At 61.0% G+C, this 26,745-nt stretch carries 20 protein-coding genes; 15 read left to right on the top strand and 5 right to left on the bottom strand.

What is annotated here, in order from left to right:
* Positions 1 to 34: 34 nt before the first annotated feature.
* From PH547_RS04565 to hemH, 7 genes are all read left to right on the top strand, one after another.
* Complete coding sequence (locus PH547_RS04565) at positions 35 to 403, top strand: nuclear transport factor 2 family protein (protein ID WP_285167887.1); 369 nt, start codon at positions 35 to 37, stop codon at positions 401 to 403.
* A 9-nt stretch (positions 404 to 412) separates the two neighbouring features.
* The gene (locus PH547_RS04560) at positions 413 to 1,318 is read left to right on the top strand and encodes a heme-dependent oxidative N-demethylase family protein (protein ID WP_285167616.1); all 906 of its coding nucleotides are present in this window, start codon (positions 413 to 415) and stop codon (positions 1,316 to 1,318) included.
* A 136-nt stretch (positions 1,319 to 1,454) separates the two neighbouring features.
* Positions 1,455 to 2,906: a homospermidine synthase gene (locus PH547_RS04555; RefSeq protein WP_104824243.1), complete on the top strand. Its 1,452-nt coding sequence runs from the start codon at positions 1,455 to 1,457 to the stop codon at positions 2,904 to 2,906.
* Between the two features lie 182 nt (positions 2,907 to 3,088).
* Positions 3,089 to 3,463 (top strand): outer membrane lipoprotein Omp10, encoded by a 375-nt coding sequence (gene omp10, locus PH547_RS04550; RefSeq protein ID WP_283047352.1) that lies wholly within the window; start codon positions 3,089 to 3,091, stop codon positions 3,461 to 3,463.
* Positions 3,464 to 3,497: 34 nt separating this feature from the next.
* A complete protein-coding gene (locus tag PH547_RS04545) occupies positions 3,498 to 3,818 on the top strand; it encodes a hypothetical protein (RefSeq protein WP_104824245.1) in 321 nt (106 codons plus the stop codon).
* A 150-nt stretch (positions 3,819 to 3,968) separates the two neighbouring features.
* On the top strand, positions 3,969 to 6,233 hold the full coding sequence (locus PH547_RS04540; RefSeq protein WP_285167613.1) for a 5'-nucleotidase C-terminal domain-containing protein: 2,265 nt from the start codon (positions 3,969 to 3,971) through the stop codon (positions 6,231 to 6,233).
* Between the two features lie 98 nt (positions 6,234 to 6,331).
* Positions 6,332 to 7,357, top strand: coding sequence for a ferrochelatase (gene hemH / locus PH547_RS04535; protein ID WP_285167611.1), 1,026 nt, complete (start codon positions 6,332 to 6,334; stop codon positions 7,355 to 7,357).
* Between the two features lie 60 nt (positions 7,358 to 7,417).
* Here the strand turns inward: hemH and PH547_RS04530 are convergent, their stop codons facing one another.
* Complete coding sequence (locus tag PH547_RS04530; protein ID WP_285167886.1) at positions 7,418 to 8,326, bottom strand: S1C family serine protease; 909 nt, start codon at positions 8,324 to 8,326, stop codon at positions 7,418 to 7,420.
* Between the two features lie 364 nt (positions 8,327 to 8,690).
* Here PH547_RS04530 and PH547_RS04525 point away from each other — a divergent pair, with 364 nt between their 5' ends.
* Complete coding sequence (locus PH547_RS04525) at positions 8,691 to 9,707, top strand: SPFH domain-containing protein (RefSeq protein ID WP_285167609.1); 1,017 nt, start codon at positions 8,691 to 8,693, stop codon at positions 9,705 to 9,707.
* Between the two features lies 1 nt (position 9,708).
* Positions 9,709 to 10,167: an NfeD family protein gene (locus tag PH547_RS04520; RefSeq protein ID WP_285167608.1), complete on the top strand. Its 459-nt coding sequence runs from the start codon at positions 9,709 to 9,711 to the stop codon at positions 10,165 to 10,167.
* Here the strand turns inward: PH547_RS04520 and PH547_RS04515 are convergent, their stop codons facing one another.
* On the bottom strand, positions 10,168 to 11,163 hold the full coding sequence (locus tag PH547_RS04515; protein WP_285167606.1) for a KpsF/GutQ family sugar-phosphate isomerase: 996 nt from the start codon (positions 11,161 to 11,163) through the stop codon (positions 10,168 to 10,170).
* Between the two features lie 196 nt (positions 11,164 to 11,359).
* Between PH547_RS04515 and PH547_RS04510 the strand changes: the two genes are divergently transcribed.
* Positions 11,360 to 12,889 carry an outer membrane beta-barrel protein gene (locus PH547_RS04510; protein ID WP_285167605.1) on the top strand — a complete coding sequence of 510 codons (1,530 nt, stop codon included), beginning with the start codon at positions 11,360 to 11,362 and terminating at the stop codon, positions 12,887 to 12,889.
* A 58-nt stretch (positions 12,890 to 12,947) separates the two neighbouring features.
* Here PH547_RS04510 and galU read toward each other — a convergent pair whose 3' ends face one another.
* Positions 12,948 to 13,835: a UTP--glucose-1-phosphate uridylyltransferase GalU gene (gene galU / locus PH547_RS04505; RefSeq protein WP_285167603.1), complete on the bottom strand. Its 888-nt coding sequence runs from the start codon at positions 13,833 to 13,835 to the stop codon at positions 12,948 to 12,950.
* Positions 13,836 to 14,041: 206 nt separating this feature from the next.
* Here galU and PH547_RS04500 point away from each other — a divergent pair, with 206 nt between their 5' ends.
* The 4 genes from PH547_RS04500 (at position 14,042) to PH547_RS04485 (ending at position 18,658) form a co-directional block, all read left to right on the top strand.
* A complete protein-coding gene (locus tag PH547_RS04500) occupies positions 14,042 to 15,265 on the top strand; it encodes a lytic murein transglycosylase (protein WP_285167601.1) in 1,224 nt (407 codons plus the stop codon).
* A gap of 87 nt (positions 15,266 to 15,352) precedes the next feature.
* Positions 15,353 to 16,540 carry an SGNH/GDSL hydrolase family protein gene (locus tag PH547_RS04495; protein WP_483315529.1) on the top strand — a complete coding sequence of 396 codons (1,188 nt, stop codon included), beginning with the start codon at positions 15,353 to 15,355 and terminating at the stop codon, positions 16,538 to 16,540.
* Between the two features lie 35 nt (positions 16,541 to 16,575).
* Positions 16,576 to 17,661 (top strand): serine hydrolase domain-containing protein, encoded by a 1,086-nt coding sequence (locus PH547_RS04490; protein WP_104824256.1) that lies wholly within the window; start codon positions 16,576 to 16,578, stop codon positions 17,659 to 17,661.
* A gap of 247 nt (positions 17,662 to 17,908) precedes the next feature.
* Positions 17,909 to 18,658 carry an aminoacyl--tRNA ligase-related protein gene (locus PH547_RS04485; protein WP_104824257.1) on the top strand — a complete coding sequence of 250 codons (750 nt, stop codon included), beginning with the start codon at positions 17,909 to 17,911 and terminating at the stop codon, positions 18,656 to 18,658.
* 66 nt (positions 18,659 to 18,724) lie between these two features.
* On the opposite strand, the gene PH547_RS04480 is transcribed toward PH547_RS04485, so the two are convergent.
* Complete coding sequence (locus PH547_RS04480; RefSeq protein WP_285167599.1) at positions 18,725 to 20,179, bottom strand: glutamate synthase subunit beta; 1,455 nt, start codon at positions 20,177 to 20,179, stop codon at positions 18,725 to 18,727.
* 162 nt (positions 20,180 to 20,341) lie between these two features.
* The gene (gltB, locus tag PH547_RS04475; protein ID WP_285167598.1) at positions 20,342 to 25,081 is read right to left on the bottom strand and encodes a glutamate synthase large subunit; all 4,740 of its coding nucleotides are present in this window, start codon (positions 25,079 to 25,081) and stop codon (positions 20,342 to 20,344) included.
* A gap of 568 nt (positions 25,082 to 25,649) precedes the next feature.
* On the opposite strand from gltB, the gene PH547_RS04470 reads away from it, so the two are divergent.
* Positions 25,650 to 26,696: a threonine aldolase family protein gene (locus PH547_RS04470; RefSeq protein ID WP_285167597.1), complete on the top strand. Its 1,047-nt coding sequence runs from the start codon at positions 25,650 to 25,652 to the stop codon at positions 26,694 to 26,696.
* The last annotated feature ends 49 nt before the right edge of the window (positions 26,697 to 26,745 follow it).

Genomic DNA, 26,745 nt, shown 5'->3' with positions numbered 1-26,745 from the left:
GGGAGGGAGTTCGCCGATGCCGTCCGTCACCGTGATGGATGATCTCTGTCGACATCTGAAAGAATTGGAAGAACGGCTTTTCGATCCGGCGGTGCGCACATCGAAACAGGCGTTGGCGGACCTGTTGTCTGCCGAGTTTCGCGAGATCGGCAGTTCGGGCGCTCTCTATACGTTCCGCGACATCGTCGATCGGCTTGTCGAGGGTGAGCCCGACGGTATTTCGCGAACGTTGACCGACTTCGAATTGAAGATGCTCTCCGGTACGCTCGCGCTCGCGACCTATCGTGCGGCCCGCCATTATCCGGATGGTCGTGAGGTCAGAACGCTTCGCAGCTCGATCTGGCGGCTAGAAGCGGAGGAGCATTGGCGAATGCTCTTCCATCAGGGAACGCTGACGCAGTAAGCTCCATCCATGACCTTGTTGACCTACACGCCCTATGACGGCTCCGCAAAACCCTTCACGATCGGCCTGATGCCGCTCGATCCGGCACGATGGATCGAGCCGGACGCCGATCTCGGGCGCTATCTCGATGAAAAGCAAAGGCTTCTTTACGACCGCCGCAATGATGTTTTCGTTTCCGAAGCCGGTTCGGAACATGCGCAACGGGAATGTCTTGACCTCCTGACGACCTATCTTTGCGAACAGCATCCGGCAATCTATCGCCGCGACGGCGATACCATCTCCGCCGCCGGTCACTCGATCGATCTTGCCGATCCCGGCCTGCCGCCGCTCCTGAAGGCCGGTTCGCTCGTTGCCGACGATCTCGTCATCATGCGGCGCAAGGAGAATGGCTGGCATCTCGTCGCCGGCCATGTCGCCTTCCCCTCCTCCTGGTCGCTTCAGGAAAAATTCGGCCGGCCGATGCAGGCGATTCATGGAGACGTGCCCGGCTTTGGCGAGGGCACCCGCAATGCTGTCCTCATCAACCGCATCTTCGACAATCTGCAGGTGGCGCAGCCTGTCGAGCGGATGAACTGGTCGGTGAGCACGACGAAGGAGCTGTCTCTCCGGACGTCGACGCATAGCCGTCCGCCGGCCGCCACGCCTCCCACGCTTGAGACCCGCTTCGCCCGCGTCGAGCGCCAGACGCTGCGCAAGCTGCCGGTATCAGGCGATATCCTCTTTACCATCCGCGTCTATGTCGACCCGATCGCAGCGATCGCGAACCATCCCAAAGCTTCGGAACTGGCGTTGAGTTTTGCCGCGCAATTGGATGCTTTGGATGAGCAGCAGACGGCCTATAAGGGCCTCACGCACCAGAAAAGCGAGCTGGCGAGACAATTGCGAGCGCTTGCGGACGTTGCTTCACCGGCTTGACATTTGCCCGATAAGCCGGGACGGCTCTTTATTGTGACATCAATTTATGGTTAGAGCCGTTCACCTCGCATTTTCGCGCACATATTGATTGAATTTCACAGGCCGAACGGCGTCCTGCCCTTCGAAGGAGACAAGAATGACGGAACAGAACTATCCGGTATATGCCGAAATTACCGGTCCGATCGTAATGATCGGCTTTGGCTCCATCGGCCGCGGCACCTTGCCCCTGATCGAACGCCATTTCAAATTCGACAAAAGCCGGATGGTCGTCATCGACCCGCAATTGGACGCCGACCACAAGGCGATCCTGGAAAAGCATGGCGTCCGCTATATCGAGGAATATGTCACCAAGGACAATTACAAGGACCTCTTGAAGCCCCTCCTGACGGAAGGCGGCGGCCAGGGCTTCTGCGTCAACCTCTCGGTCGACACCTCTTCGCTTGACCTGATCAAGCTGTGCCGCAAGCTCGACGTGCTCTATGTCGATACCGTCGTCGAGCCCTGGCTCGGCTTCTATTTCGACAAGAACATGAAAAACGCCGACCGCACCAACTACGCGCTGCGTGAAACCGTGCGCAAGGAAAAGGCAAAGAACCCCGGTGGTGCGACGGCTGTTTCCACCTGCGGCGCAAACCCGGGCATGGTTTCCTGGTTCGTCAAGCAGGCGCTCGTCAATCTCGCCAACGATATCGGCATCAAGTTCGACGAGCCGGATCAGCATGACCGCGAAGGCTGGGCAAAGCTGATGAAGAAGGTCGGCGTCAAGGGCATCCACATCGCCGAGCGTGACACTCAGCGCACCAAGCATCCGAAGCCGCTGAACGTATTCTGGAACACCTGGTCCGTCGAAGGCTTCATCTCCGAAGGCATGCAGCCGGCTGAACTCGGCTGGGGCACCCATGAAGCGTGGATGCCGAAGAACGCCAAGAAGCACAAGAAGGGCTGCCAGGCCGCCATCTATCTCGAGCAGCCGGGCGCCAACACCCGCGTTCGTACCTGGTGCCCGACCCCCGGCCCGCAATACGGCTTCCTCGTCACGCACAATGAGTCAATCTCGATCGCCGATTTCTTCACGGTCCGCGACAAGGATGGCGACGTCACCTTCCGCCCAACCTGCCACTACGCCTATCATCCGGCCAACGACGCCGTGCTGTCGCTGCACGAAATGTTCGGCAACGGCGGCACGGCGCAGCCGGTCCATCACGTTCTGGACGAGGACGAGCTTGAGGACGGCATCGACGAACTCGGCGTGCTGCTCTATGGCCACGACAAGAACGCCTATTGGTACGGTTCGCGTCTGTCGCTCGAAGAGACCCGCCGCATCGCTCCTTACCAGAATGCAACCGGCCTGCAGGTGACCTCCGCCGTGCTCGCCGGCATGGTCTGGGCCCTGGAAAATCCGACCGCCGGCATCGTCGAAGCTGACGAGATCGACTACAAGCGCTGCCTCGAAGTGCAGTTGCCGTATCTCGGTCCGGTTGAAGGCCACTACACCGACTGGACTCCGCTTGACGGCCGTCCGGGCCTGTTCCCGGAAGACATCGACACCAAGGATCCTTGGCAGTTCAAGAACATCCTGGTTCGCTGATCGACGGATCATCCGAACAGTCAGAAACTCAAATGCCCGCACTGGTCGTGCGGGCATTTTTGTTACGCTCGCCGGATAAATCGACCTGACGGGTTCTGAAGCCTTGCTTTCAACAGATGGCCACGGCATGGTTTCCCGCAACCAACATGACATTAGTCCGCCTTCAATCGCGGGAGACATTTATGAAGATCAGAACCAGCATTGCCCTTCTCGCCGCCGCAGCAGCCTTGTCCGCCTGCGTCGATTTCGGCGGATCGAGGCCTCCGCCGGCCATGCGCGCCAGCGTCCAGCCGCAGACAGGGGTAGAAGGCAACTGGAGCGATGCAAACGGCCTCATTTCGACCTTCCAGGCCGGCACATTCACGACCCACACCACCGACAGCAATTCGGTTCTGGCCTCCGGCACCTATACCAGCGTTTCTCCCAGCCTGATCGAGATCAACATGACCTCGCTGGTGCGCAAGACTCAGTCCAAGATCAACTGCGCCATGATCAGCCCCGCCCAGCTCAACTGCACGTCCGATGCCGGGAAGCAGTTCTCCCTCACTCGCCGCTAGGGCTGAAACGGGCGCTGTGGACGGATAGATCGCCATGCGCAGATTGGTGCTCTATCTCGTTTTGGTCGCCGCATTGCCGGTCGCTATCCTGGCGGCGGCTTTGCCTGCCAACAGCTATAAGGCACAAGGCATCGCGGCGCTCGATTGTGACGGACCGATAAGCGTCTTCATCATCGCCCTGCCTGCTTTGCTGATCTATGGCGCCGGCACGATCCTGCTTTACCGCGATGGCAGCCGGCGCTTTCATCGCATCGCGGCACTTTGCTGCCTGCTTCTCACCCTTGCCATCGGCTGGAATGTCCTCGCCGCCCTGCGGGAATCCTATGGCGATGCCTCCATTGAGGCTTGCGCCTGATACAGCGGCTTCTTTTCCGTTGATTTGCAAAATCCTAATAAAGCCAACAGCTTTTGCTTGCGCTCTTTTCGCCGGGATGGAAAGATTCGCCCCGGGGGTACCGCTGCGGGACATGGGCGGGCCGGATATGGTGAGTAACAGGAGAGAGAGATGACGAAGCCCTTGGGTATGGGTCTTTTGGCCGTTGCGGCCTTGGCGCTCAGCGCCAGCACCGCTTTCGCGGATTACCAGCTCAACATTCTGCACTTCAACGATTTCCATTCGCGCGTGGAACCGATCAACAAGTTCGACGCCACCTGCTCTGCCGCCGAAGAAAGCAAGAATGAATGCTTCGGCGGCGCAGCGCGGCTGAAGACCGCGATCGACCAGCGTCGCGCCGCACTTGCCGGCCAAAATGTCCTGCTGCTCGATGCCGGCGACAATTTTCAGGGTTCGCTTTTCTACACGACCTACAAGGGAGCTGCCGAGGTCGAATTCCTCAACGATATGAAGATCGACGCCATGACCGTCGGCAACCATGAATTCGATGACGGCGAAGGCCCGCTCGCAGCCTTCCTCGACAAGGCGCAATTCCCCGTGGTCACCGCCAATCTGGTCATCGACGGCGAATCGAAAATCGGCGACCGCATCAAGAAATCGATCGTGCTCGATATTGGCGGCCAGAAGATCGGCATCGTCGGCGCGGTCACGACCGAGACGCCGGAGCTCTCCTCCCCCGGCCCACACGTCAAGATCACCGACGATGCGGCCGCCATCAGTGCCGAAGTGGACGCGCTGAAGTCGCAGGGCGTCAACAAGATCATCGCGCTTACCCATGTCGGCTATCCGCGCGACGTCGCCCAGATCGCCAGAATCGCCGGCGTGGATGTCGTCGTCGGCGGTCATTCGCACACGCTGCTGTCGAATACGGACCCGAAAGCCGCTGGCCCCTATCCGACCATGGTCGACAACCCTGCAGGTTATAAAGTCCCGGTCGTTCAGGCCGCCTCCTACAGCAAATATCTCGGCGATATCGTCATCACCTTCGATGACAACGGCGTCGTCAAGGAAGCCAAGGGCGATCCGATCCTGCTCGATTCTTCGATCAAACAGGACCCCGCCATTGCCGCCCGTGTCCAGGAGATGGCCAAGCCGATCGAGGAACTGCGCCATAAGGTCATTGGCGCCACGCAGGCCCCGATCGAAGGCGCACGTGAGATTTGCCGCGTTCAGGAATGCTCCATGGGCGATCTCGTCGCCGACGCTATGCTGGACCGCACAAAAAATCAGAACATCGCCATCGCCATCCAGAACGGCGGCGGCCTGCGCGCCTCGATCGGCGCCGGTGACGTCACCATGGGTGACGTGCTGACCGTGCTGCCGTTCCAAAACACCATCGCCACTTTCCAGTTGACGGGCGCTGATGTGAAGACGGCATTGGAAAACGGCCTCAGCCAGATCGACGATGGCGCCGGCCGCTTCCCGCAGGTCGCTGGTATCAAATATACCTTCGACAAATCAAAGCCGCCCGGCAGCCGCGTCGTCTCCGTCGTTGTGCAGGAAGGCACGGAGTTCGTGCCGCTCGATCCCAACAAGACCTATGGCGTCGTCAGCAATAATTACATGCGCGCCGGCGGAGACGGTTACGTCGTCTTCGCGCAGAACGGCAAGAACGCCTATGACTTCGGCCCCGACCTCGAAGCGGTGGTCGCCGATTATCTGGCGTCGCACAATCCCTACAAGCCCTACACCGATGGCCGCATAGCACAGCTCGGCGGCACCGCAACCGCTGCCCAACCGGAGGCAGGCAAGCCGGCGGAGACGCAACAGGCAGCATCATCGGATCAGAAGCCCGTCCCGGCTGCGGCCGAAACCAGCGCAGCCCCCTCCACGACGGCTCCCGCTGCTTCGACGTCAACATCTCAGACGGCAGCACCCGCCGCGACGCCTCCGGCGACGACCACCACTCCGGAAACAGCAGCCCCAGCTACTACCGCTCCGGCAACCACGACTGCGCCGACCACGACCGCGCCCGCTGCGTCGACACCCAGTACCGCCACACCTGCCACGTCAACGCCTGAGACCACGGCCCCCGCCGCGACGCCTCCGACGACGACCGCTCCCGCAACAACAGCCCCAGCTACCACCGCTCCGGCGACGACTAAAGCGCCCGAGACCACCGCACCCGCTACTTCAGCACCCGGCACCACCACGCCTGCCACATCAACGCAGGAGGCTGCGGCGCCGGCACCCCAGGCAAGCGAGCCTCCGAAAACGCCGACCACCCATGTCATCGCCGCCGGCGACACACTCTGGGATCTCGCCAAGACCTACTACGGCGATGCCGGCGAATGGCGCAAACTCGTGGCCGCCAACCGCAATCTCAGAGCGCGCCACCTTACCATCGGCCGTGAATTGAAGATTCCGGCCAAGTAAGGACGATTTGTCTCGTAAAAGTCAGCCGGTCCGGGCTTTCCCGGGCCGGTTTTTGTTCCTATGTGAGGTGCTCCGTTTCGTTGAGAGGACCACAATTGATGATCGCAGAAGCCCCGACTGGCCAATCGCAGCAAAAATCCGGCAAGATCGGCGTCCTTCTCGTCAATCTCGGCACACCCGACGGCACCGACTACACGTCGATGCGGCGCTATCTGCGCGAATTCCTGACGGACAAGCGCGTCATCGAGTGGTCGCCATGGAAGTGGTATCCGATCCTGTTCGGCATCGTCCTCAACACCCGCCCCGGCAAGGTCGGCAAGGCGTATGAGACGATCTGGAACAAGGAAAAGAACGAAAGTTTCCTGCGCACCTATACCCGCAACCAATCGGATTTGATGGCGGCGCGGCTGATGGACTTACCGGACGTTATCGTCGATTGGGCGATGCGCTACGGCAAGCCGTCGATCGGCGAGCGCATCCAGGTGCTGAAGGATCAGGGTTGCGACCGTATCTTGCTGTTTCCGCTCTATCCGCAATATGCGGCTGCGACCACTGCCACCGTCAATGACAAGGCTTTCGAAAAGCTGATGGCCATGCGCTGGCAGCCGGCACTGCGCACCGTGCCGGATTATCATGCCGATCCCACCTATATCGAGGCGCTCGCCAACTCCGTCACCCGGCACCTCGCCACGCTCGACTGGCAACCGGAGAAGATCCTGGCCTCCTTCCACGGCATTCCGCTTTCCTATTCCGAGAAGGGCGATCCCTATTATCGGCAATGCGTCGAGACCAGCCGGTTGCTGCGCGAAAAGCTCGGGCTCTCCGAAGACCAATTCATGCTCACCTTCCAGTCCCGCTTCGGACCGGAGGAATGGCTGCAACCCTATACCGACAAGACGGTGGAGCGCCTTGCCAAGGAGGGCACCAAACGCATCGCCGTCCTCAACCCCGGTTTCGTCTCGGATTGCTTGGAAACGCTCGAAGAAATCGCCGAACAGGCCGCCGAATCCTTCCGCCACAATGGCGGCGAGAAATTCACGCACATTCCCTGCCTGAACGACACCGAGGATGGCATGCGGGTGCTGGAAAAAGTGGTCAGGCGGGAGTTGCTTGGCTGGATTTGATGCCTGCCATGCGCCCGTGGCGTCGGATGCTGTTCCAGCCGCCGCCACGACCGCCCTGCCTCATTGCAACTGCGGCTTCCTCAGAAAGCTGCTGCGGTCGGCCGACTTGATGCGTAGCCATGCTTCGCGGCCGTTGCGCAATATCCTCATGGGGATTTCTGCACCGGCGGGGCCGCTTTCCCAGACCTTGCGGTAAAAATCGGCCAGGCTGTCCACTTCCCCATCCCGGATCTCGGAGATGACGTCGCCGCGACGCAGGCCCGCCTGGGCGGCCGGACCTCCTTCTGCCACGCTCATGACCACGACCTCCCCATTGCTTTCGGCGGAGAAAGCCCCGAGCCAAGGTCTGGGCGGCTTATTGACCTGACCGCGGTTGAGCAGATCATCAAGAATGGGCGGCAACAAATCGATCGGCACGACCATATTGATATCGGCAGCCTCGTTATTTTGTGAGGCCATCTGCAGGTGAAGTGAGCCGATGCCCAATAGCTTGCCGTGCGCGTCGAGAAGCGCGGCACCTCCCCATGAAGGATGGGCGGGCGCGACGAAGATCGCCTCCTCCAGCAGATATTCCCAATAGCCGGCGAATTCCTGCTTGGCCACGATGCTTGCCCGGACGAATTGACCGACCCCATCGGCAATCACCACGGGATCGCCGATCGCGGCCTTGGCCACGTTGCCGAATTCCAAAGCGGGGACACCAAGCGACCCGAGTGCCTGGACCAGACCGAAACCGGTCTCCTGATCATAGGCAAGCGCATGGGCGGGCACCACGCGGCCTTCATTGGTCGTAAGCCAAACCTCCTCGGCCTCGGTGATGAGATAGCCGATCGTGAGAACCAGTCCGTTATCCCTGATGACCACACCGCTGCCTTCCCGCCGGGTTCCCAGCGCCCCAGCCGTAAAGGCATCGTCCGGAATTGAAGCGTGCACGGCCACGATTGACCGCAAAGTCCTGTCGATATTCATCGTCTCACCCTGGTGATGTGCCATGCCACGGCTCGGAGGGTCGCGCGGCGGCAGAAACCGGATACTTTTCCTCCCCTTAAGGTATGAACATGTGCGGTCAGGTGCAAGGCCTGAGTGAAATTGGGAGGGTGACGGAACCGTCTGTTCCAGCCGCAAACAACGAGATTTCCCCCCGCCCTTTCGTACGGTGAAATAGGGCAAGGAGTCGGATGGCAGCGCCCATTCCGCCCTTGCCGAGAACATGCTAACCCACCACATCTGATTGACCTGCTGCGTCGCTTGTTCGCCCGAATACGCAGAGATCGCGGCAGTGCTTTGAAGTGACGCAAACCCTGCATCGTGTGGGGCGTCCATGGAGGATTTTATGGTAATCGGTGGGTTCAGCATCTTTGCGGTTGCCTTGGTTGTTTTGGTCATCCTGGTGCTGTTTGCGGGTATCAAAACGGTGCCGCAGGGATATCGCTACACGGTCCAGCGCTTCGGCCGCTATATGCGCACGCTGGAGCCGGGGCTCAATCTGATCGTGCCCTTCATCGAAACGGTCGGCGCACGCATGAACGTGATGGAACAGGTCCTCGCCGTGCCGACGCAGGAGGTCATCACCAAGGACAACGCCAGCATCTCAGCAGATGCGGTCGCCTTCTTCCAGGTGCTGAATGCGGCGCAGGCTGCCTATCAGATTACCAATCTCGAAACCGCGATCCTCAATCTCACCAAAACCAACATCCGCTCCGTCATGGGCTCGATGGACCTCGATGAATTGCTGTCGAACCGCGACGCCATCAACGAGCGGCTGCTACGCGTGGTCGACGAAGCAGCCGAGCCCTGGGGCATCAAGGTGACGCGCGTGGAAATCAAGGACATCCAGCCGCCGAAGGATCTTGTCGACGCCATGGCGCGGCAGATGAAGGCCGAGCGCGAAAAGCGTGCGCAGGTTCTCGAAGCGGAAGGCTTGCGCAATGCGCAGATCCTGCGCGCCGAAGGAGCCAAGCAGGCGGCTGTCCTACAGGCCGAAGGCCAGCGGGAGGCTGCATTCCGCAATGCCGAGGCCCGCGAGCGCCTAGCCGAGGCTGAAGCCAGGGCGACGCGCGTGGTGTCCGAGGCGATTGCCGAGGGCAATGTCCAGGCGATCAACTACTTCATTGCGCAGAAATACACCGAAGCCCTGAGCGCAATCGGCTCGGCCGGCAATTCGAAGATTGTGCTCATGCCGATGGAGGCCAGCTCCATCATCGGCTCGCTCGGCGGCATCGGCGCTATCGCCCGCGAAGTCTTCGGCGACAATGGCGATGGCAGCGGCGCGCCGCAGCCTCCTCGTCCCCGGACAGGCCCTGCACGCACCACGCCGACGATCAATCCGCTGACATCAAAGGAGAGCTGAAATGTTCGACAATCTCGTCGTCGAACTCGGCCCCTGGAGCTGGTGGCTGGTAGGTCTGATTCTGCTCGCGGCCGAACTGATCCTGCCGGGCTTCTTCCTGGTATGGATCGGCTTGGCCGGCATCATCGTCGGCGCTTTGTCGCTGCTTTTCTGGGATAGCGCCTTCTGGGTCTGGCAACTGCAGGGACTTGTCTTCGCCGCGACGGCCGTGATCGTCACCCTCATCGGCCGCCATTATCTCTATAACAACAGCCAGGCCACCGACGAGCCGTTCCTCAACCAGCGCAGCGCCAGCTTGGTCGGACGCACGGCGACGCTCGACCAACCGATCACCGAAGGCCGGGGGCGCATTCGCCTGAACGATACCTATTGGACGGTCAGCGGACCGGATCTGCCAGTCGGTACCCGCGTCAAGGTCGTCGCCAGCAGCGGCCGCGACCTCACGGTCGAACCCGTCTGATCAGGCGACGCCGATCCGCAGCAGATCGTGGAAATGGACGATGCCGACAGGCCGCCGGGCATCGTCGACGACGATCAGCGCCGAGATATTATGACGGTTGAGCACGGCCATGGCGCCGGTCGCCAGCGTCGTTTCCTTCACCGTCTTCGGATTGCGCGTCATCACCTCGTCCACGCGCATCTCCGCAAGGCTGTTGCCGAGATTGCGGGCAATGTCGCCATCGGTCACAATGCCGCAAAGGCAACCGTCATCATCGACGACGCCGACGCAACCAAAGCGCATTTGCGCTAGCGTCATGACCGCTTCGCGCATGCCCGTGCCAAGCTTGACCAGGGGTACGCGATCGCCCTTGTGCATGATATCGGCGACATGCGAGAGGCTAGCGCCCAGCTTGCCACCCGGATGGAAGGTGCGGAAATCCTCGGCGGTGAAGCCGCGCGCCTCCAGCAGAGCCACGGTGAGCGCATCGCCGATCGCGAGCTGCAGCAGCGTCGATGTGGTGGGCGCCAGCCCGTGCGGGCAGGCTTCCTGTTCCTTAGGCAGCAATAGAACGACATCCGATTCGCGCGCCAGCGTAGAGGTCTCGCCCGATGTAATGGCGATCATCGGGATCGAGAAGCGGCGGGAATAGCTGATGATGCCGCGCAACTCCGCACTTTCGCCGCTCCAGGACATCGCGATGATGACGTCGTCCTGCGTGATCATGCCGAGATCGCCGTGATTGGCCTCGACCGGATGCACGAAAAAGGCCGGAGTTCCGGTGGAGGCCAAGCTGGCGGCAAGCTTGTTGCCGATATGACCGCTCTTGCCGACACCGGTGATGATGACGCGGCCGCTGATGTCGCCGATGATCTCGACCGCGCGGCTGAAGGGCTCGGCCAGACCATTGGTCAGGGCGCGTTCCAGCGCCTCCATGCCCCGTCTCTCAGTCTCGATCGTCCGCATCGCGGATTCGATCGCACCGTTCTCGATGAGTCTTACAGCTCTCTTATTCATGAGGGAGGCCTAACGCTTTTCTGCAAATCTGTCCACCGGAGATCGATTTTGTGCAGCGGAGATCGGCCGTCGCGCCACCAAAGCCAGTTCCGTCACCATGACTCCTTGTAGTCGGCTGGCAAGGAAGCGTTAACCATGGGCCTTTACGCTTGGGTAACGATTTAAAGCATTTCCAGTAAGGCCAGACATAGATCAAATGGACATCGGCAAGAACAAGGCGGGTGGTGGCTCCCTCCGGCTGACGGCATGCGCTGCATCCGCTCTGCTGGGCTGGGCTGCATTCGCCATGCCGATGCCGGTTCAGGCGCAATCGCTCGACGCGAGCCAGAGTTCCAGCACCAATCTGACGGCAGCATCGACCGACACAGATAGTTTCGATCTTCCCGGTTCGGACACGACGGGCACGACATCCTCCAAATCCAAGACGACCAAAGCCGCGAAACAGACGACGACGGATCCGGACACGTCGTCCAGTTCACGCCTGCGACTCGGCATCGATCCGACCACGACGGGCTCGACGCTGGATGACGATCTGCGCCGCGTCAATCTGCGCGAGACCAGTGTCGATGATCTGAAAGCGCGGCAGCATCCGGATCGCGAGGATGTGCAAGGCATACCGCTCGGCACCTTCACTCTGCGGCCTTCCGTCAACCAGTCCATCAACTTCGAGCGCAACCGCACCGGCTCGACCAATGACGATCGGAGCTTCCTGCAGACCGATCTGCGCAGCACCCTGACATCGGATTGGGACCGCCATGCGCTGATCGTCACCGGTGAGGGCGTCTGGCAGAAAAACCTGAGCGGCAGCGGCGCCGAACAGCCGAATGTCAATATCAACGCCGATCTGCGCCTTGATCTTCCCAGTGACACCACCGCGCATATCGCCGCCGGCTATCAGTTCTTCCGCGAAGATACGAGCGACCCGAACGCGATTGCCGGCGCCTCGAAGCAGTCGGCCGTCAATCAATTCAACGCAGGCACATCGCTGGAGCGCGATTTCGGCCTGCTGCGCGGCACGACGGCCGTGGCGCTAACCCGCACCATCTATTCCGATGCCACCCTGTCGGACGGAACGCAGGTGACGCTTAGCGACCGCAATCAGACGGCCGGCACCTGGCGCGGGCGCATCGGCTACGAATTGTCGCCTGTCCTCATCCCCTTCCTGGAGGCCGATCTCGGCCGCACCTTCTACGACCAGTCCCACGACAGCAACGGCTACGCCCGCTCGAACCAAAGCTATGGCGGCAAGGCGGGTATCGAGCTCGATCTTGGCGACAAGATGAAAGGCGAGCTCGGTTTCGGCTACCAGCATACGGAATTCGATGATTCGCGCCTGGCTTCGATCGATTCGCCGACTGTCGACGGCAATCTCGCCTGGTCGCCCCAGCGCGGCACCGACGTCAGCATCGGCCTTTCGACAACGGTCCAACCCTCCACGACGGCGGGCGAAAGCGGCTACACCGCCTATCAGTTGACGAGCACATTGAGCCAGGAACTACGCGACGATCTCACGGCCAAGCTGACCGGCGGCACGATCTGGCGCGACTATCCGTCCGGCAGCACCATCTCCGACGAAACCGAATATGATGCGGCCCTCGGCCTGACCTGGGGCATCAATCGCTATCTCGATCTGACCAGTAACGTCGGCTATCAGCTCACGTCACGAAAGACGGGCGACGATACGCGGCAGCTCCAGGCGGGCGTGGGCTTGACGGTGAAGAAGTAAAGCCCCGGTCACTCCCTCGCCCCGCATGAGCGGGGAGAGGGTGCTTCTGATCTTTCTACTATTTCAACGCCTCGACCAGCGCCTTGAACCCATCCTCGATGGTCGGGCGGATGTCCGCGCGGGCGAGCGCGAAGGCGACGTTGGCGAGGATGAAGCCATCCTTGGCGCCACAGTCGAAAGTCTGGCCCTGGAAGTGATAGCCGGCGAAATCCTGCTCTTGCGCAAGCTTCAGCATGCCGTCCGTCAACTGGATCTCATTGCCGGCACCGCGCTCCTGGCGCTCCAGGATGTGGAAGATCTCCGGCTGCAGGATGTAGCGGCCATTGATGAAGAAGTTCGACGGAGCCGTGCCCTTGGCCGGCTTCTCCACCATTTCGGTGATGCGGAAGCCGCTGCCGATCGTTTCGCCGACGCCGACGATGCCGTATTTATGCGTCTGGTCCGGAGCGCATTCCTCGACGGCGATGACGTTGCCGCCGCTATGCTCATAAAGCTCGATCATACCCTTCATGCAGCCCTTTTCGGCACGCATGACCATGTCGGGCAAAAGCAGCGCGAACGGTTCGTCGCCGACGATCTCGCGGGCGCACCAAACGGCATGGCCGAGGCCGAGCGGCTCCTGCTGGCGCGTGAAGCTCGCCGTGCCGGCCTTCGGCAGCAGGCCGTTCAGCAGCGACAGTTCGGCATTCTTGTTGCGCTGGCGCAGCGTGTGCTCGAGTTCGAACTGAATGTCGAAATAGTCCTCGATGACATGCTTGCTGCGGCCGGTCACGAACACGAAATGCTCGATGCCCGCTTCCATCGCCTCGTCGACGACGTACTGAATCACCGGCTTGTCGACGACGGTCAGCATCTCCTTCGGCACCGCCTTGGTCGCCGGCAAGAACCGCGTCCCTAGTCCGGCGACCGGAAATACTGCCTTACGCACCTTTTTATGCTGTCCCACGCATACCTCCTGGGGAATTACGTCGCTTTTGCGCCAAAGCTAATCGAAGGGTCAGTAGTATAAATTTGCTACTGTTTTGCAAATGATGACTGACCCTGGCTTCCATGGTAAAGAATTTGTTGACTTCGTTCCTGTAGTGTCACGCTTGGGCGAATGCCACCGGCATCGCCGCACCGAAATCCAAGTATTGATGGACACGGCTGTTGATGACCCCAAACCGCAAACACTCCCTTCGTGGTCTCGCTCTGGCGCTCGCGTTCGGTGCCTTTGCGGGACTAACTCCCATTAACGCCAATGCGGACCCCGGGTTCCAGAAATGGATCGCGGGCTTCTACGATACCGCAGCCAAAAGCGGCATCACGCAGTCAACCTATCGCAAAGCATTTGCCGGCGTAACGGACCCCGACCCCACGGTCCTCGAAAAAGCGCAGTATCAACCGGAATTCAAATCCCAGATCTGGGATTATCTGGATTCCCGCGTCAATCCCTATACCGTCGATGTTGGCCGGAAGATGGCGGCCAAATACGGTTCCACACTCCGTTCCCTTGAACAGCATTTCGGCGTGGATCGCAATATTATCCTCGCGATCTGGTCGATGGAATCAAATTACGGTGCCGTGCTCGCCAAGGACGAGAAGCTGCATTACGTGCCGCGCGCTCTGGCGACGCTTGCCTATGCCGATCCGAAGCGCGCCGGCTACGCCAAAAAGCAATTGATCGCGGCACTGAAGATCCTGCAGAGCGGCGATGTGCCGCGCGACGAGCTGAACGGCTCCTGGGCCGGCGCCATGGGCCACACGCAGTTCATCCCGACCAGCTACCTGCTCTATGCGGTCGACGCTGATGGCAACGGCCATGCCGATATCTGGAACTCCATTCCCGACGCGCTGGCAACGACCGCCAATCTGCTGGCAAAGAACGGCTGGAGCACCAGCCGCACCTGGGGCTACGAAGTGACCGTACCGCCGGGCGGCGCAGCGCAGGTCGGCAAGACCCACACGATCGCACAATGGGCTGCCATGGGCTTCGTACGCCCCAACGGCAAGAGCTTCCGCCTGACATCCGACCGCGCGCAACTGAAGATGCCGGGCGGAGCTGGCGGCCCCGGTTTCCTGATGGCCGGCAACTTCTTCACCATCAAGCGTTACAATGCCTCCGACAGCTACGCGCTCGCCGTTGGCCTGCTGGCCGATCAGATCGCCGGCTATGGCGGCGTGCAGCAATCCTGGCCGCGCCCGAGCGGCACGCTGGATGTAAAGCAGAAATTCGAGCTGCAAACCCGCCTGAAGGAGCTCGGCTATTACGACGGCGTCGTCGACGGCAATTTTGGCTCCGGCTCCAAGGCCGCCATTACCGCCGTTCAGCAGCGTTTCGGCATGAGCGCCGACGGCGAGCCGTCGATGAACCTGTTGAACGCCCTGCGCAAATAGGTCGCCGCGGTCGAGATGAGCCTTGGATTGACTGGACGGCGGCACGGCCTTCATGCAACCATGGCGCAGCGAGCGGAAAAGAGCCCGATGAAAAACCGACCTGCCCGCGCGACCATGACTGCTGCAAGAACGATGTTCACGGCACTTCTTGCAGGCCTTTTGGCGTTTGCCTGTCTGCTGACGGCAGCCGAGGCGCAGGAGCGGCCGCGCAGGACATTGCTTGAAATGTTGTTCGGCCGTTCGGAGCCCGATATTCCCTATCAACCTCCGCCGAGACGCGCGATTCGGCCGCCGCGCAAACGGATCGCTCCACCGCCGCGCCAGGTAGTGGTGGCTCAGCCGGAGCCGCCACCGGAGATCCAGAAACTGCCGGATGCCAAGACGATCCTCGTCGTCGGCGATTTTCTGGCGGGCGGCCTGGGCGACGGGCTGGAAGATGCCTTTTCCACCTCGCCCGGCGTCGTCGTACAGACACGCAGCACTGTCGCCTCCGGCCTGGTGCGCCAGGACTATTACAACTGGCCGCAACAGTTGCCGGCCATGCTGGATCAATTGAAACCCGCCATGGTCGTCGTCATGATCGGCGCCAACGATCGCCAGCAGATGACGGGTGACGGGCTCAACGAAAAATTCGGCACCGACCCCTGGTACCTTGCCTATGAGGAGCGCGTGCAGCAGTTCGGCAGGCTGGTGACGAACCGCCATATCCCCCTCCTCTGGGTCGGCCTGCCACCCTTCGGCTCCGACCAGATGACGGCCGATGCGGTGAAGCTCAACCAACTCTACCAAAGCAAGGTCGAAAGCGTCGGCGGCGAATTCATCGATATCTGGGACGGCTTCACCGACGAGAACGGCGAGTTCATCGTCACTGGCTCGGATATCAACGGCCAGCAGGTGCGGCTCCGAACCTCCGACGGTGTCAATCTCACGGCAGCGGGAAAACGCAAGGTCGCCTTTTACGTCGAAAAACCGACGCGCCGACTGCTCGGTGACCAGGCGAGCCCGGATATCATCCGCCTCGACACCGGCAATCAACTGCCGGCCGAACAAGTCAACCTGCCGCCGACGGAGATGGAAATGATCACCCGCACACAGCCGGTGAGCCTTTCCGACCCCAATCTCGACGGCGGCGCACAGCTTCTCGGCGGCGCTCCCGCCCACAATTCCGTCACCCAATCTCCTCGCGACCTCCTGGTCGAGAAAGGCCAGATGGCCCCGGCGCCGACCGGACGCGTCGACGACTACCGACTGCCGGCGGCTACGACTGCACCGTAACCACCACCGGCTACTAACAAAACAAGGGCAATCGCATGCTGGAATCGCACGCAGACCTTGGTCTACCGGAAGTATCAGCGGATGGATGGATATCATCAATCCCTGAGGAGCACGGCTTCGATGCGGACAGATTGCGAGGGATCGGTCCGCATTTCGAAGCGTGGACAGAGGCAAATGCCCATGCCATCTTGATCGCCCGCCATGGCAAACTGGTCTACGAGCGATATTTCACCGGCGAGGACAGGACATGGGGGACTCCGCTAGGCCGCGTGGCCTTCCATGCAGGCCTCAAACACGATCTTCGCTCTATCACCAAAAGCATCACCTCTCTGCTCGTCGGCATCGCCATCGAAAACGGCTGGATCGACGACCTCGATACGCCGGTTTTCTCCTTTTTTCCTGATCATGCCGATCTCCGCACGCCGGAAAAAGATAGGATAACGCTCCGCCATCTGCTCACCATGTCCGCCGGCTTAGCCTGGAGCGAGGAGTTGCCCTACAGCGATCCAGCCAACAGCGAGCGCCGCATGATGGAGGCTGCTGACCCTCACCGCTACGTTCTGGAACAGAACGTCGCCAGGCCGGCCGGCGCTGTCTATACCTATAATGGTGGCTTGACCGCTCTGCTCGGCGCCATTCTGCATAGGGCATCGAGTCGGCGGCCGGATCAGCTTGCGAAGGAATATCTCTTCGAGCCCCTTGGCATCGAAGAGGTGGAATGGATTCGCTACTGGGACGGAACGCCCAATGTCGCGTCCGGCTTGCGCATGCGGCCCCGCGACGTGGCCAAGATCGGTCAATTGGTGTTGAATAAAGGCGCCTGGAACAACGCCAGGATCCTTTCACCAGCCTGGATCGATCAGGTTACGTCACCGCAGGTCCAGGGTGAAGGCTTGTATTTCTACGGGTTCCAATGGTGGCTGGGACGATCGCTGATCGATCGGCAGGAGATTAGCTGGACCGCCGCCGTTGGTTGGGGTGGACAAAGACTCTATGTCATTCCCAGCTTGAACATAACGGCCGTCGTGTTGGCAGGATTATACCATAATCCCACGCTCCAGCCGGCCGTCGGTGATACGGTGCTTAGGCGATTTGTGCTTCCGGCGGCGCTACGCGGATAGCTGTCCACGCAGGGCAATCGGTTGTTTGACAACGCCGCAACCCGCCAATACAAGCACTGCATGAGCTTGAACAGCGCAGATCATATCGATCGCAACCGCACCTGCCTGCAGGCTGTGGTTTTGCGCGCTTTCTCCGGCCGAGGTCTCCGCGTCCAGTCGTGACAGCCGGAGCGATTGGCGTGTCCGGCGGCTGCTGGACGTAAAGCCCTCACCTCAAGACATCAACGTTGCCCATGGAGAAAGGCACGTGCTCAATATCTATCACGTCAATTCGCTCGTTCATTGGGAAGAGCGGGATATCCGGCTCCGCGACGATCTCATCCGGTTCTTTTCCGATGAAGTCGGCAGCGTTCTACGATCCGCAAACCCCGCCTGGGATATCCGAAGGGTCGAAGCTCCGGTCTTGATGCCTCGAAGCCTCGTCTCGGATGCCTATTCCAATTCGGACATATGGGTACAGGAGCGGCTATCAAAGACGGAAGCCGAACTTGTGCTGCGGCCCGAAACGACGCCATCAACCTATGCCTATATGCAGCATCTTCTCGGAAATCATTCCAGAACGCGGCTGCCATTGTGTATTTGGCAGGCTGGAAAATCCTATCGCCGGGAACAGGACCAATCGACCAAGCATGTTCGTCTCAAGGAATTCTGGCAGCTTGAATTCCAATGCGCCTTCACCGCCGACAGCGGCAATGACTACCACGCCGCCGCCCTGGAACCGGTCCGCCGAATGATCGCCTCGGTGATCCATCTGCCGACAAGGATCGTGCCATCCGATCGCCTTCCGGCCTATTCTGAGGTCACCATGGATATTGAGGTCGATAACGGCGACAAATGGATGGAGATCTGCTCGATCTCGAAACGCACGGACTTTCCTCAACGCTATCGCAGTCAGTCCAAGAAACGGCCGGCAATGGACCACGACGTCGCAGTGCTGGAAATCGCGATCGGTCTCGATCGCTGCATCTATAACTGGAACATCGCAGCAAACAGATAAAGAGAAAGGGCCGGGCTCATCACGAACCCGGCCCTCCGATAACCTGCATGAAGGTGGCGGCGAAGTTTACCGCGGCAGCACCGTCGAGCCCATCAGGGCTTCGTCGATCGCGCGGGCGGCCTGGCGGCCTTCGCGGATGGCCCAGACGACCAGGGACTGGCCGCGGCGGGCGTCGCCGGCGGTCCAGAGCTTGTCGACCGAGGTCCTATAGTCCTTGTCGTCGGCGACGACATTAGTCGAGCCGCGCTTGTCGGTGTTGAGCGTCAGCTTGCCGTCGAGTTCCTTCAGCACGCTGTCGGTGAACGGACCGCGGAAGCCGATGGCGATGAAGGCGAGATCGGCGCGGATAACGAACTCCGTGCCGGCAATCGGCTTGCGGCGCTCATCCACTTCGCAGCACTTCACGCCGGTCAGTACGCCGTCTTCGCCGATGAATTCCAGCGTTGCCACCTGGAATTCGCGCACGGCGCCCTCGGCCTGCGAGGAGGAGGTACGCATCTTCGTCGCCCAGAAGGGCCAGACGGCGAGCTTGTCTTCCTTTTCCGGCGGCTGCGGGCGGATATCGAGCTGGGTCACCTTGACGGCACCCTGGCGGAACGCGGTGCCGACGCAGTCGGACGCAGTATCGCCGCCACCGACGACCACGATATGCTTGCCGCCGGCAAGGATCGGGTCGGACGGCCAGCCGATGCTGTCGATGTTTTCGCGGCCGATGCGGCGGTTCTGCTGCACGAGATAGGGCATGGCGTCATGGACGCCTGCTAGCGTCGTGCCAGGAATGCCGGCTTCGCGCGGGGTTTCCGAGCCGCCGCAATAAAGAACCGCATCATAGTCCGCCAGAAGCTGCTCGACCTTGACGTCCACGCCGACATTGACGCCGCAATGGAAGGTCACGCCCTCGCCCTTCATCTGCTCGACGCGGCGGTCGATGAAGTTCTTCTCCATCTTGAAGTCCGGAATGCCGTAGCGCAGCAGCCCGCCGGGCTTCGTCTCGCGCTCGTAGACATGGACTTCGTGACCCGCGCGGCCAAGCTGCTGAGCCGCCGCCATGCCGGCGGGGCCGGAGCCGATGACGGCGACCTTCTTGCCCGTATGGACGGTTGCCGGTTCCGGACGGATGAAGCCGAGTTCATAGGCCTTGTCGGCAATGGCCTGCTCGACCGTCTTGATCGCGACCGGGGCATCCTCGAGGTTCAGCGTGCAGGCTTCCTCGCAAGGTGCGGGGCAGACGCGGCCGGTGAATTCCGGGAAGTTGTTGGTCGAATGCAGGTTGCGGATCGCCTCTTCCCAATTGTTGTTGTAAACGAGGTCGTTCCAATCCGGAATCTGGTTGTGGACCGGGCAGCCGGTCGGGCCGTGGCAATAGGGAATGCCACAGTCCATGCAGCGTGCTGCCTGTTTCTGCACTTCCTGGTCCGACATGGGGATCGTGAATTCGCGGAAATGCCGGATGCGGTCCGACGCCGGCTGATACTTGCCAACCTGCCGGTCGATTTCCAAGAAGCCTGTTACCTTGCCCATGCTTTCGTTTCCTCACGCTAAATAGAGGAGCCGATGGCTCCCGTGCCTGAAGGCAAATCCCGCTGCCTTGTCCGGCACTGTAATTCAAAACCGATTCCGCTTTTCGACAGTTGCGATCGCAACTGGACGCGAAATCCTCGAAGGAAGAGGAGGTGCAGCGGATCACTCCGCCGCCACACCCATCCGGCTACGCTCCATCTCTTCCAGCGCACGACGGTATTCAACCGGCATGACCTTGCGGAATTTCGGGCGGTAGTCGGCCCAGTGATCGAGGATTTCCTTTGCCCGCGTCGAGCCGGTGTAGTGGAAATGGTTCGAAATCAACTGGTAGAGGCGCTCTTCGTCGTGGCGGGTCATGTCACCGGAGACGTCGACGCGTCCCTTGTGCATGAGGTCGCCGCCGTGATGATGCAGCTTCTCCAGCAATTCATCCTCTTCCGGAACCGGTTCCAGCTCGACCATCGCCATGTTGCAGCGACGGGCGAAATCGCCCTTCTCGTCGAGCACATAAGCGACGCCGCCCGACATACCGGCTGCGAAGTTGCGGCCGGTTTCGCCGAGCACGACGACGACACCGCCGGTCATATATTCGCAGCCATGGTCACCCACGCCTTCGACGACGGTGATGGCGCCGGAGTTGCGCACCGCAAAACGCTCACCGGCGACGCCACGGAAGTAGCATTCGCCTTCGGTCGCGCCGTAAAGCACGGTGTTGCCGACGATGATCGAATGTTCGGCTGAGATCTGCGAGTTTTCCGGCGGACGGATGATGATGCGGCCACCCGAAAGACCCTTGCCGACGTAGTCGTTACCGTCACCGATGAGGTTGAAGGTGACGCCGCGCGCCAGGAACGCGCCGAAGGACTGGCCGGCCGTGCCTCTCAGCGTGACGTTGATCGTGTCATCCTTCAGGCCGCGGTGACCATAGCGCTTGGCGACGGCGCCCGACAGCATCGCACCGGCCGAACGGTCGACGTTCTTGATGTCGACTTCGAAGGCGACCGGCGTCTTGCTGGCAAGCGCCGGCTCTGCCTTCTCGATCAGCTTGCGGTCGAGAATGTCGACGATCGGGTGCTTCTGCACGGTCGTCCAATAGGTGTCTTCCTTCGGCGCATCGACCTTGTGGAAGATGCGGCTGAAGTCGAGCCCCTTGGCCTTCCAATGGGCGAGCATATCATCCTTCTCCAGCAGTTCCGAAGCGCCGATGATGTCGTCCAGCTTGGTAGCGCCAAGCGAGGCGAGAATTTCGCGCACTTCCTCCGCAACGAAGAAGAAGTAGTTGATGACATGCTCCGGCGTGCCCTTGAAGCGCTTGCGCAGAACCGGGTCCTGCGTCGCAACGCCGACTGGACAGGTGTTGAGGTGGCACTTGCGCATCATGATGCAGCCGGCCGCAATCAACGGCGCGGTGGCGAAACCGAATTCGTCTGCGCCGAGCAGCGCGCCGACGATGACGTCGCGGCCGGTCTTCAGACCGCCATCCACCTGCAGGGCGACGCGTGAGCGCAACCCGTTCAGCACCAGCGTCTGCTGTGTCTCAGCAAGGCCGATTTCCCAGGGCGAACCCGCATGCTTCAGCGAGGTGAGCGGCGAAGCGCCCGTACCACCGTCGAAGCCGGCAACGGTGATGTGATCGGCGCGCGCCTTGGCAACGCCGGCGGCGACGGTGCCGACACCGACTTCCGAGACGAGCTTGACCGACACATCAGACGTCGGGTTGACGTTCTTCAGGTCGAAGATGAGCTGCGCCAGATCTTCGATCGAGTAGATATCATGGTGCGGCGGCGGCGAGATCAGGCCCACACCCGGCGTCGAATGGCGGGTCTTGGCGACGGTGGCGTCGACCTTATGGCCGGGCAACTGGCCGCCTTCGCCGGGCTTGGCACCCTGCGCCACCTTGATCTGCAGCACGTCGGCATTGACCAGATATTCGGTGGTCACACCGAAGCGGCCGGAGGCGATCTGCTTGATGGCGGAGCGTTCCGGGTTCGGCGAACCGTCGAAGAGCGGCATGTAGCGGTCGGATTCTTCTCCGCCTTCGCCGGTGTTCGACTTGCCGCCGATGCGGTTCATGGCGATCGCCAGCGTCGTATGCGCCTCACGGCTGATCGAGCCGAAGGACATGGCGCCTGTCGAGAAGCGCTTGACGATATCGACGGCGGGCTCGACCTCGTCGACCGAGATCGGCTTGCGGCCGAGTGTTTCCGCACCCTTGATCTTGAAGAGACCGCGGATGGTGTTCATCCGGAGCGCCGACTGGTTGACCATCTCCGAGAACTCGCGATAGCGGTCCGCAGCATTACCGCGCACGGCATGCTGAAGGGCGGCGACAGCATCCGGCGTCCAGGCATGGCTTTCACCGCGCATACGGTAGGCATATTCGCCGCCGATATCGAGCGTGCTTGCCAGGATCGGATCACGGCCAAAAGCCGACTTGTGACGGGCAACGGTTTCCTCGGCAATGGTTTCGAGGCCGATGCCTTCGATCATCGTCGCCGTGCCGAAGAAGTACTTGTCGACCAGTTCCTGCTGCAGGCCGATCGCATCGAAGATCTGCGCGCCGCAATAGGACTGATAGGTCGAAATGCCCATCTTCGACATGACCTTGAGGATGCCTTTGCCGACCGCCTTGATATAGCGGTAGACGACTTCGCTCGCATCGACTTCCTTCGGGAAGTCACCGCGCTGATGCATGTCGAGCAGCGTGTCGAAGGCGAGATAGGGGTTGATCGCCTCCGCGCCATAGCCGGCGAGCAGGCAGAAATGGTGCACTTCGCGCGGCTCGCCGGTTTCAACGACGATACCGACCGACGTGCGCAGCCCCTTGCGGATTAGGTGATGGTGAACGGCCGCCGTCGCCAGCAGCGCCGGGATCGCGATGCGGTCCGGCCCGATCTGGCGGTCGGACAGCACGATGATGTTGTAGCCGCCGCGAACGGCAGCTTCCGCACGCTCGCAGAGACGGTCCAGCATTTCCGGCATGCCTTCGGCACCGCGCTCGACATCATAGGTGAAGTCCAGCGTCTTGGTGTCGAAACGGTCTTCCGTATGACCGATCGAGCGGATCTTTTCCAGATCGCCATTGGTCAGGATCGGCTGACGCACTTCCAGCCGCTTGGCATTGGCCATGCCGGTATGGTCGAGCAGGTTCGGGCGCGGGCCGATGAAGGAGACGAGGCTCATCACCAGCTCTTCGCGGATCGGGTCGATCGGCGGGTTGGTGACCTGCGCGAAGTTCTGCTTGAAATAGGTATAGAGCAGCTTCGGCTTGTCTGACATGGCCGAGATCGGCGTATCCGTGCCCATGGAGCCAATCGCCTCCTGCCCCGTCGTCGCCATCGGCGACATCAGGATCTTGGTGTCTTCCAGCGTATAGCCGAAAGCCTGCTGGCGATCGAGCAGCGACACGTCGCGGCGCAGCGCCCGCGGCTCCACCGGCTTCAAGTCTTCGAGGATCAACTGCGTGCGGTTGAGCCAGCTCCGATAGGGATGCTTGGTCGCAAGCTCCGACTTCACCTCGTCGTCGGAGATGATCCGGCCCTTTTCCATATCGATGAGCAGCATCTTGCCCGGCTGCAGGCGCCACTTCTGAATGATCTTTTCTTCCTCAACCGGCAAAACGCCGGCTTCGGACGCCATGATGACGCGATCGTCGTTGGTGACGAGATAGCGGGCCGGACGCAGGCCGTTGCGGTCGAGCGTCGCGCCGATCTGCTTGCCATCGGTGAAGGCGACAGCGGCCGGACCATCCCACGGCTCCATCAGGGCGGCATGATATTCGTAGAACGCCTTGCGTTCCGCCGCCATCAACTGGTTGCCGGCCCAGGCTTCCGGGATCAGCATCATCACGGCATGCGCCATGGAATAGCCACCGCGCACGAGGAATTCGAGCGCGTTGTCGAAGCAGGCGGTGTCCGACTGTCCTTCGTAGGAAATCGGCCAGAGCTTGGAGATGTCGTCGCCGAAGAGCGGCGAAGAGACCGATGCCTGGCGCGCCGCCATCCAGTTGACGTTGCCGCGCAGCGTGTTGATTTCGCCGTTATGGGCAACCATGCGATAGGGGTGCGCCAGCTTCCACGACGGGAAGGTGTTGGTGGAAAAGCGCTGGTGCACGAGGGCGACGGCCGATTCGAAACGCGGATCGGCGAGATCCTTGTAATAGGCGCCGACCTGATAGGCGAGGAACATGCCCTTGTAGACCACGGTCGAGCTCGACAGCGAGACCGGGTAGAAGTTGCTCTCTTCGCCCTCATATTCCGCATAGATGCGGTTGGAGATCACCTTGCGCAGAGTGAACAGGCGGCGCTCGAATTCCTCATGCGTGCCGGCATCGCGGCCGGCGCCGATGAAGACCTGCACATGATGCGGCTCGGTGGCAGCGATGTCAGGCGCCTTCGAGAGCGAGGAGTTGTCGACCGGCACATCGCGAAAGCCGAGCAGAACCTGGCCCTCTTCGGTGACGACCTGCTTGATGGCGGTCTTGAAATGCTCGATCAGCGCCTCGTCGCGCGGCAGGAAGAAATGGCCGACGCCATATTCGCCGGCCTTCGGCAGGGTAACGCCCTGCAAGGCCATTTCCTCGCGGAAGAAGCGGTCCGGAATCTGCACAAGAATGCCGGCGCCATCGCCCATCAGCGGATCGGCGCCGACAGCGCCGCGATGCGTCAGGTTTTCCAGAATGAACAGGCCGTCGCGCACGATCTGGTGCGACTTCTGGCCCTTCATATGCGCGACAAAACCAACGCCGCAGGCATCATGTTCATTGCGCGGATCATAGAGGCCCTGCTTCGGCGGGAGGCCTCCCGAGGCCAAACGATCGGCACGTTTCGACGTATTGACCGTGGCGGCAGCCTCTGCTGCTGCGATATGGTCAAAAGTCATGGACGGCGTCCTGTTCGTCATCGTTTTCCCTCCGGTAAGGCCCGCATCGCGGGCGATCCTTCGTCCCGCGCCGCCCCGTTATCGGGTCCGACGCGCGACAGCGCTGTTGCATTGTGAAGATCGGGCCGCAGACCATGACTCCTTGGTGGAGCCCGTCGTCAGCGTTCCGCGCCTTGCTTATTCCACCGCCGCTCCGCCTGATCGCCTCACGGCTCGATAGGACATGCTCGCGGTAACTATAGCTCGAAATCCCGATATCGTCAGGACCCTCTAGCGCATCTTCGGCCTTGGCGGCCAAAATAGGACAGCAACCCTGTCCTAATTCATCAGCTCTATGCCAGAAAGTGATCGGCTTCGCAAGAGCAAAACGGCAAAATAACGTTAACCCGCGACGGAAGATTGCCGATGCTTCAAAATTCGAGCAAGAAAGTTTCACCGCACCGCATCATTTTGTTTGTTGATTGCGTAGATCAATTTCTGTGATGTGTCCTTCAGCATGGCACTCTTGATCCCCTGCGGCATTGGATTAATGTCCGTCGGACCTCAGCTAACCCTCCCGTAATCCCGTTGATTCAGTTGGTGCATATCCATGTTTTTTGCTTCCGATAATTGGGCCGGCGCCCATGCCAAGATCGCCGAACGCCTCCTTGCCGAATCCGGCGGTTTCGCCGCAGCCTACGGCACCAGCGATCTCGACCAGAAAGTTGAAGCTAAGTTCGCCGAGATCTTCGAGCGTGAGGTCGCCGTCTTCTTCGTCGCAACCGGCACGGCCGCCAATTCGCTGTCGCTCGCCAGCGTCCAGAAGCCGGGCGGCGTCAGCTTCTGCCATCCAGAAGCACATGTCGCCGAGGACGAATGCGGGGCGCCGGATTTCTTCAGTGGGGCGCGGCTGGCGACGGTCGATGGTGCGGCCGGTAAAATCAACGTGAAGGCGCTCGTCACCAAGGTCGCCCGCTTTCCGCAGGATGACCTCCATCATGGCCGCGCCGCGGCAGTGACCATCACCCAGGCAACGGAGATCGGCACGGTCTATTCACTCGCTGAAATCGACGCCATCGCCTCCGTCTGCAAGGCAAACAGCCTGCCACTGCACATGGATGGCGCCCGCTTCGCCAATGCGCTGGTCGCGCTCGGCGTCAGCCCGGCGGAAATGACCTGGAAGCGCGGCGTCGACATCCTTTCCTTCGGCGGCACCAAAAACGGCTGCTGGTGCGCCGAGGCGATCGTCTTCTTCAATCCGGAGCAGGCGAAGGAGATGCACTTCATCCGCAAACGCGCCGCCCAGCTTTTCTCCAAGTCGCGTTTCATCGCCGCCCAGTTCGACGGCTATTTCGAAGATGGCCTCTGGCTCGACCTTGCCCGCCATTCCAACCGTATGGCCGATCGCCTGCGCGCTGGCATCGAGCAGGTCGCCACCGCACGCCTCGCCTGGCCGACCGCCTCGAACGAAGTCTTTGCGATCATTTCGAAATCGGCCGCCAAGACCGCCGAGGACAGGGGTGCAAAGTTCTACGAATGGCCGATCCCGGAATCGCGCCCCGAGCTGGTAAACGCGAACGAGACACTGATCCGCCTCGTCACCAGCTTCGCCACGACAGATGACGATGTCGCCGGCTTCCTGGCTTGCCTCGCCTGATTTTCGGGTAAAAAAGGAGCGCCGTAGCTGTCCCATTGGGACGCACGCG

This window comes from Rhizobium cerradonense, from assembly GCF_030182455.1.
GTDB lineage: Bacteria > Pseudomonadota > Alphaproteobacteria > Rhizobiales > Rhizobiaceae > Rhizobium.
This window is presented reverse-complemented; position numbering and strand designations above follow the sequence as displayed.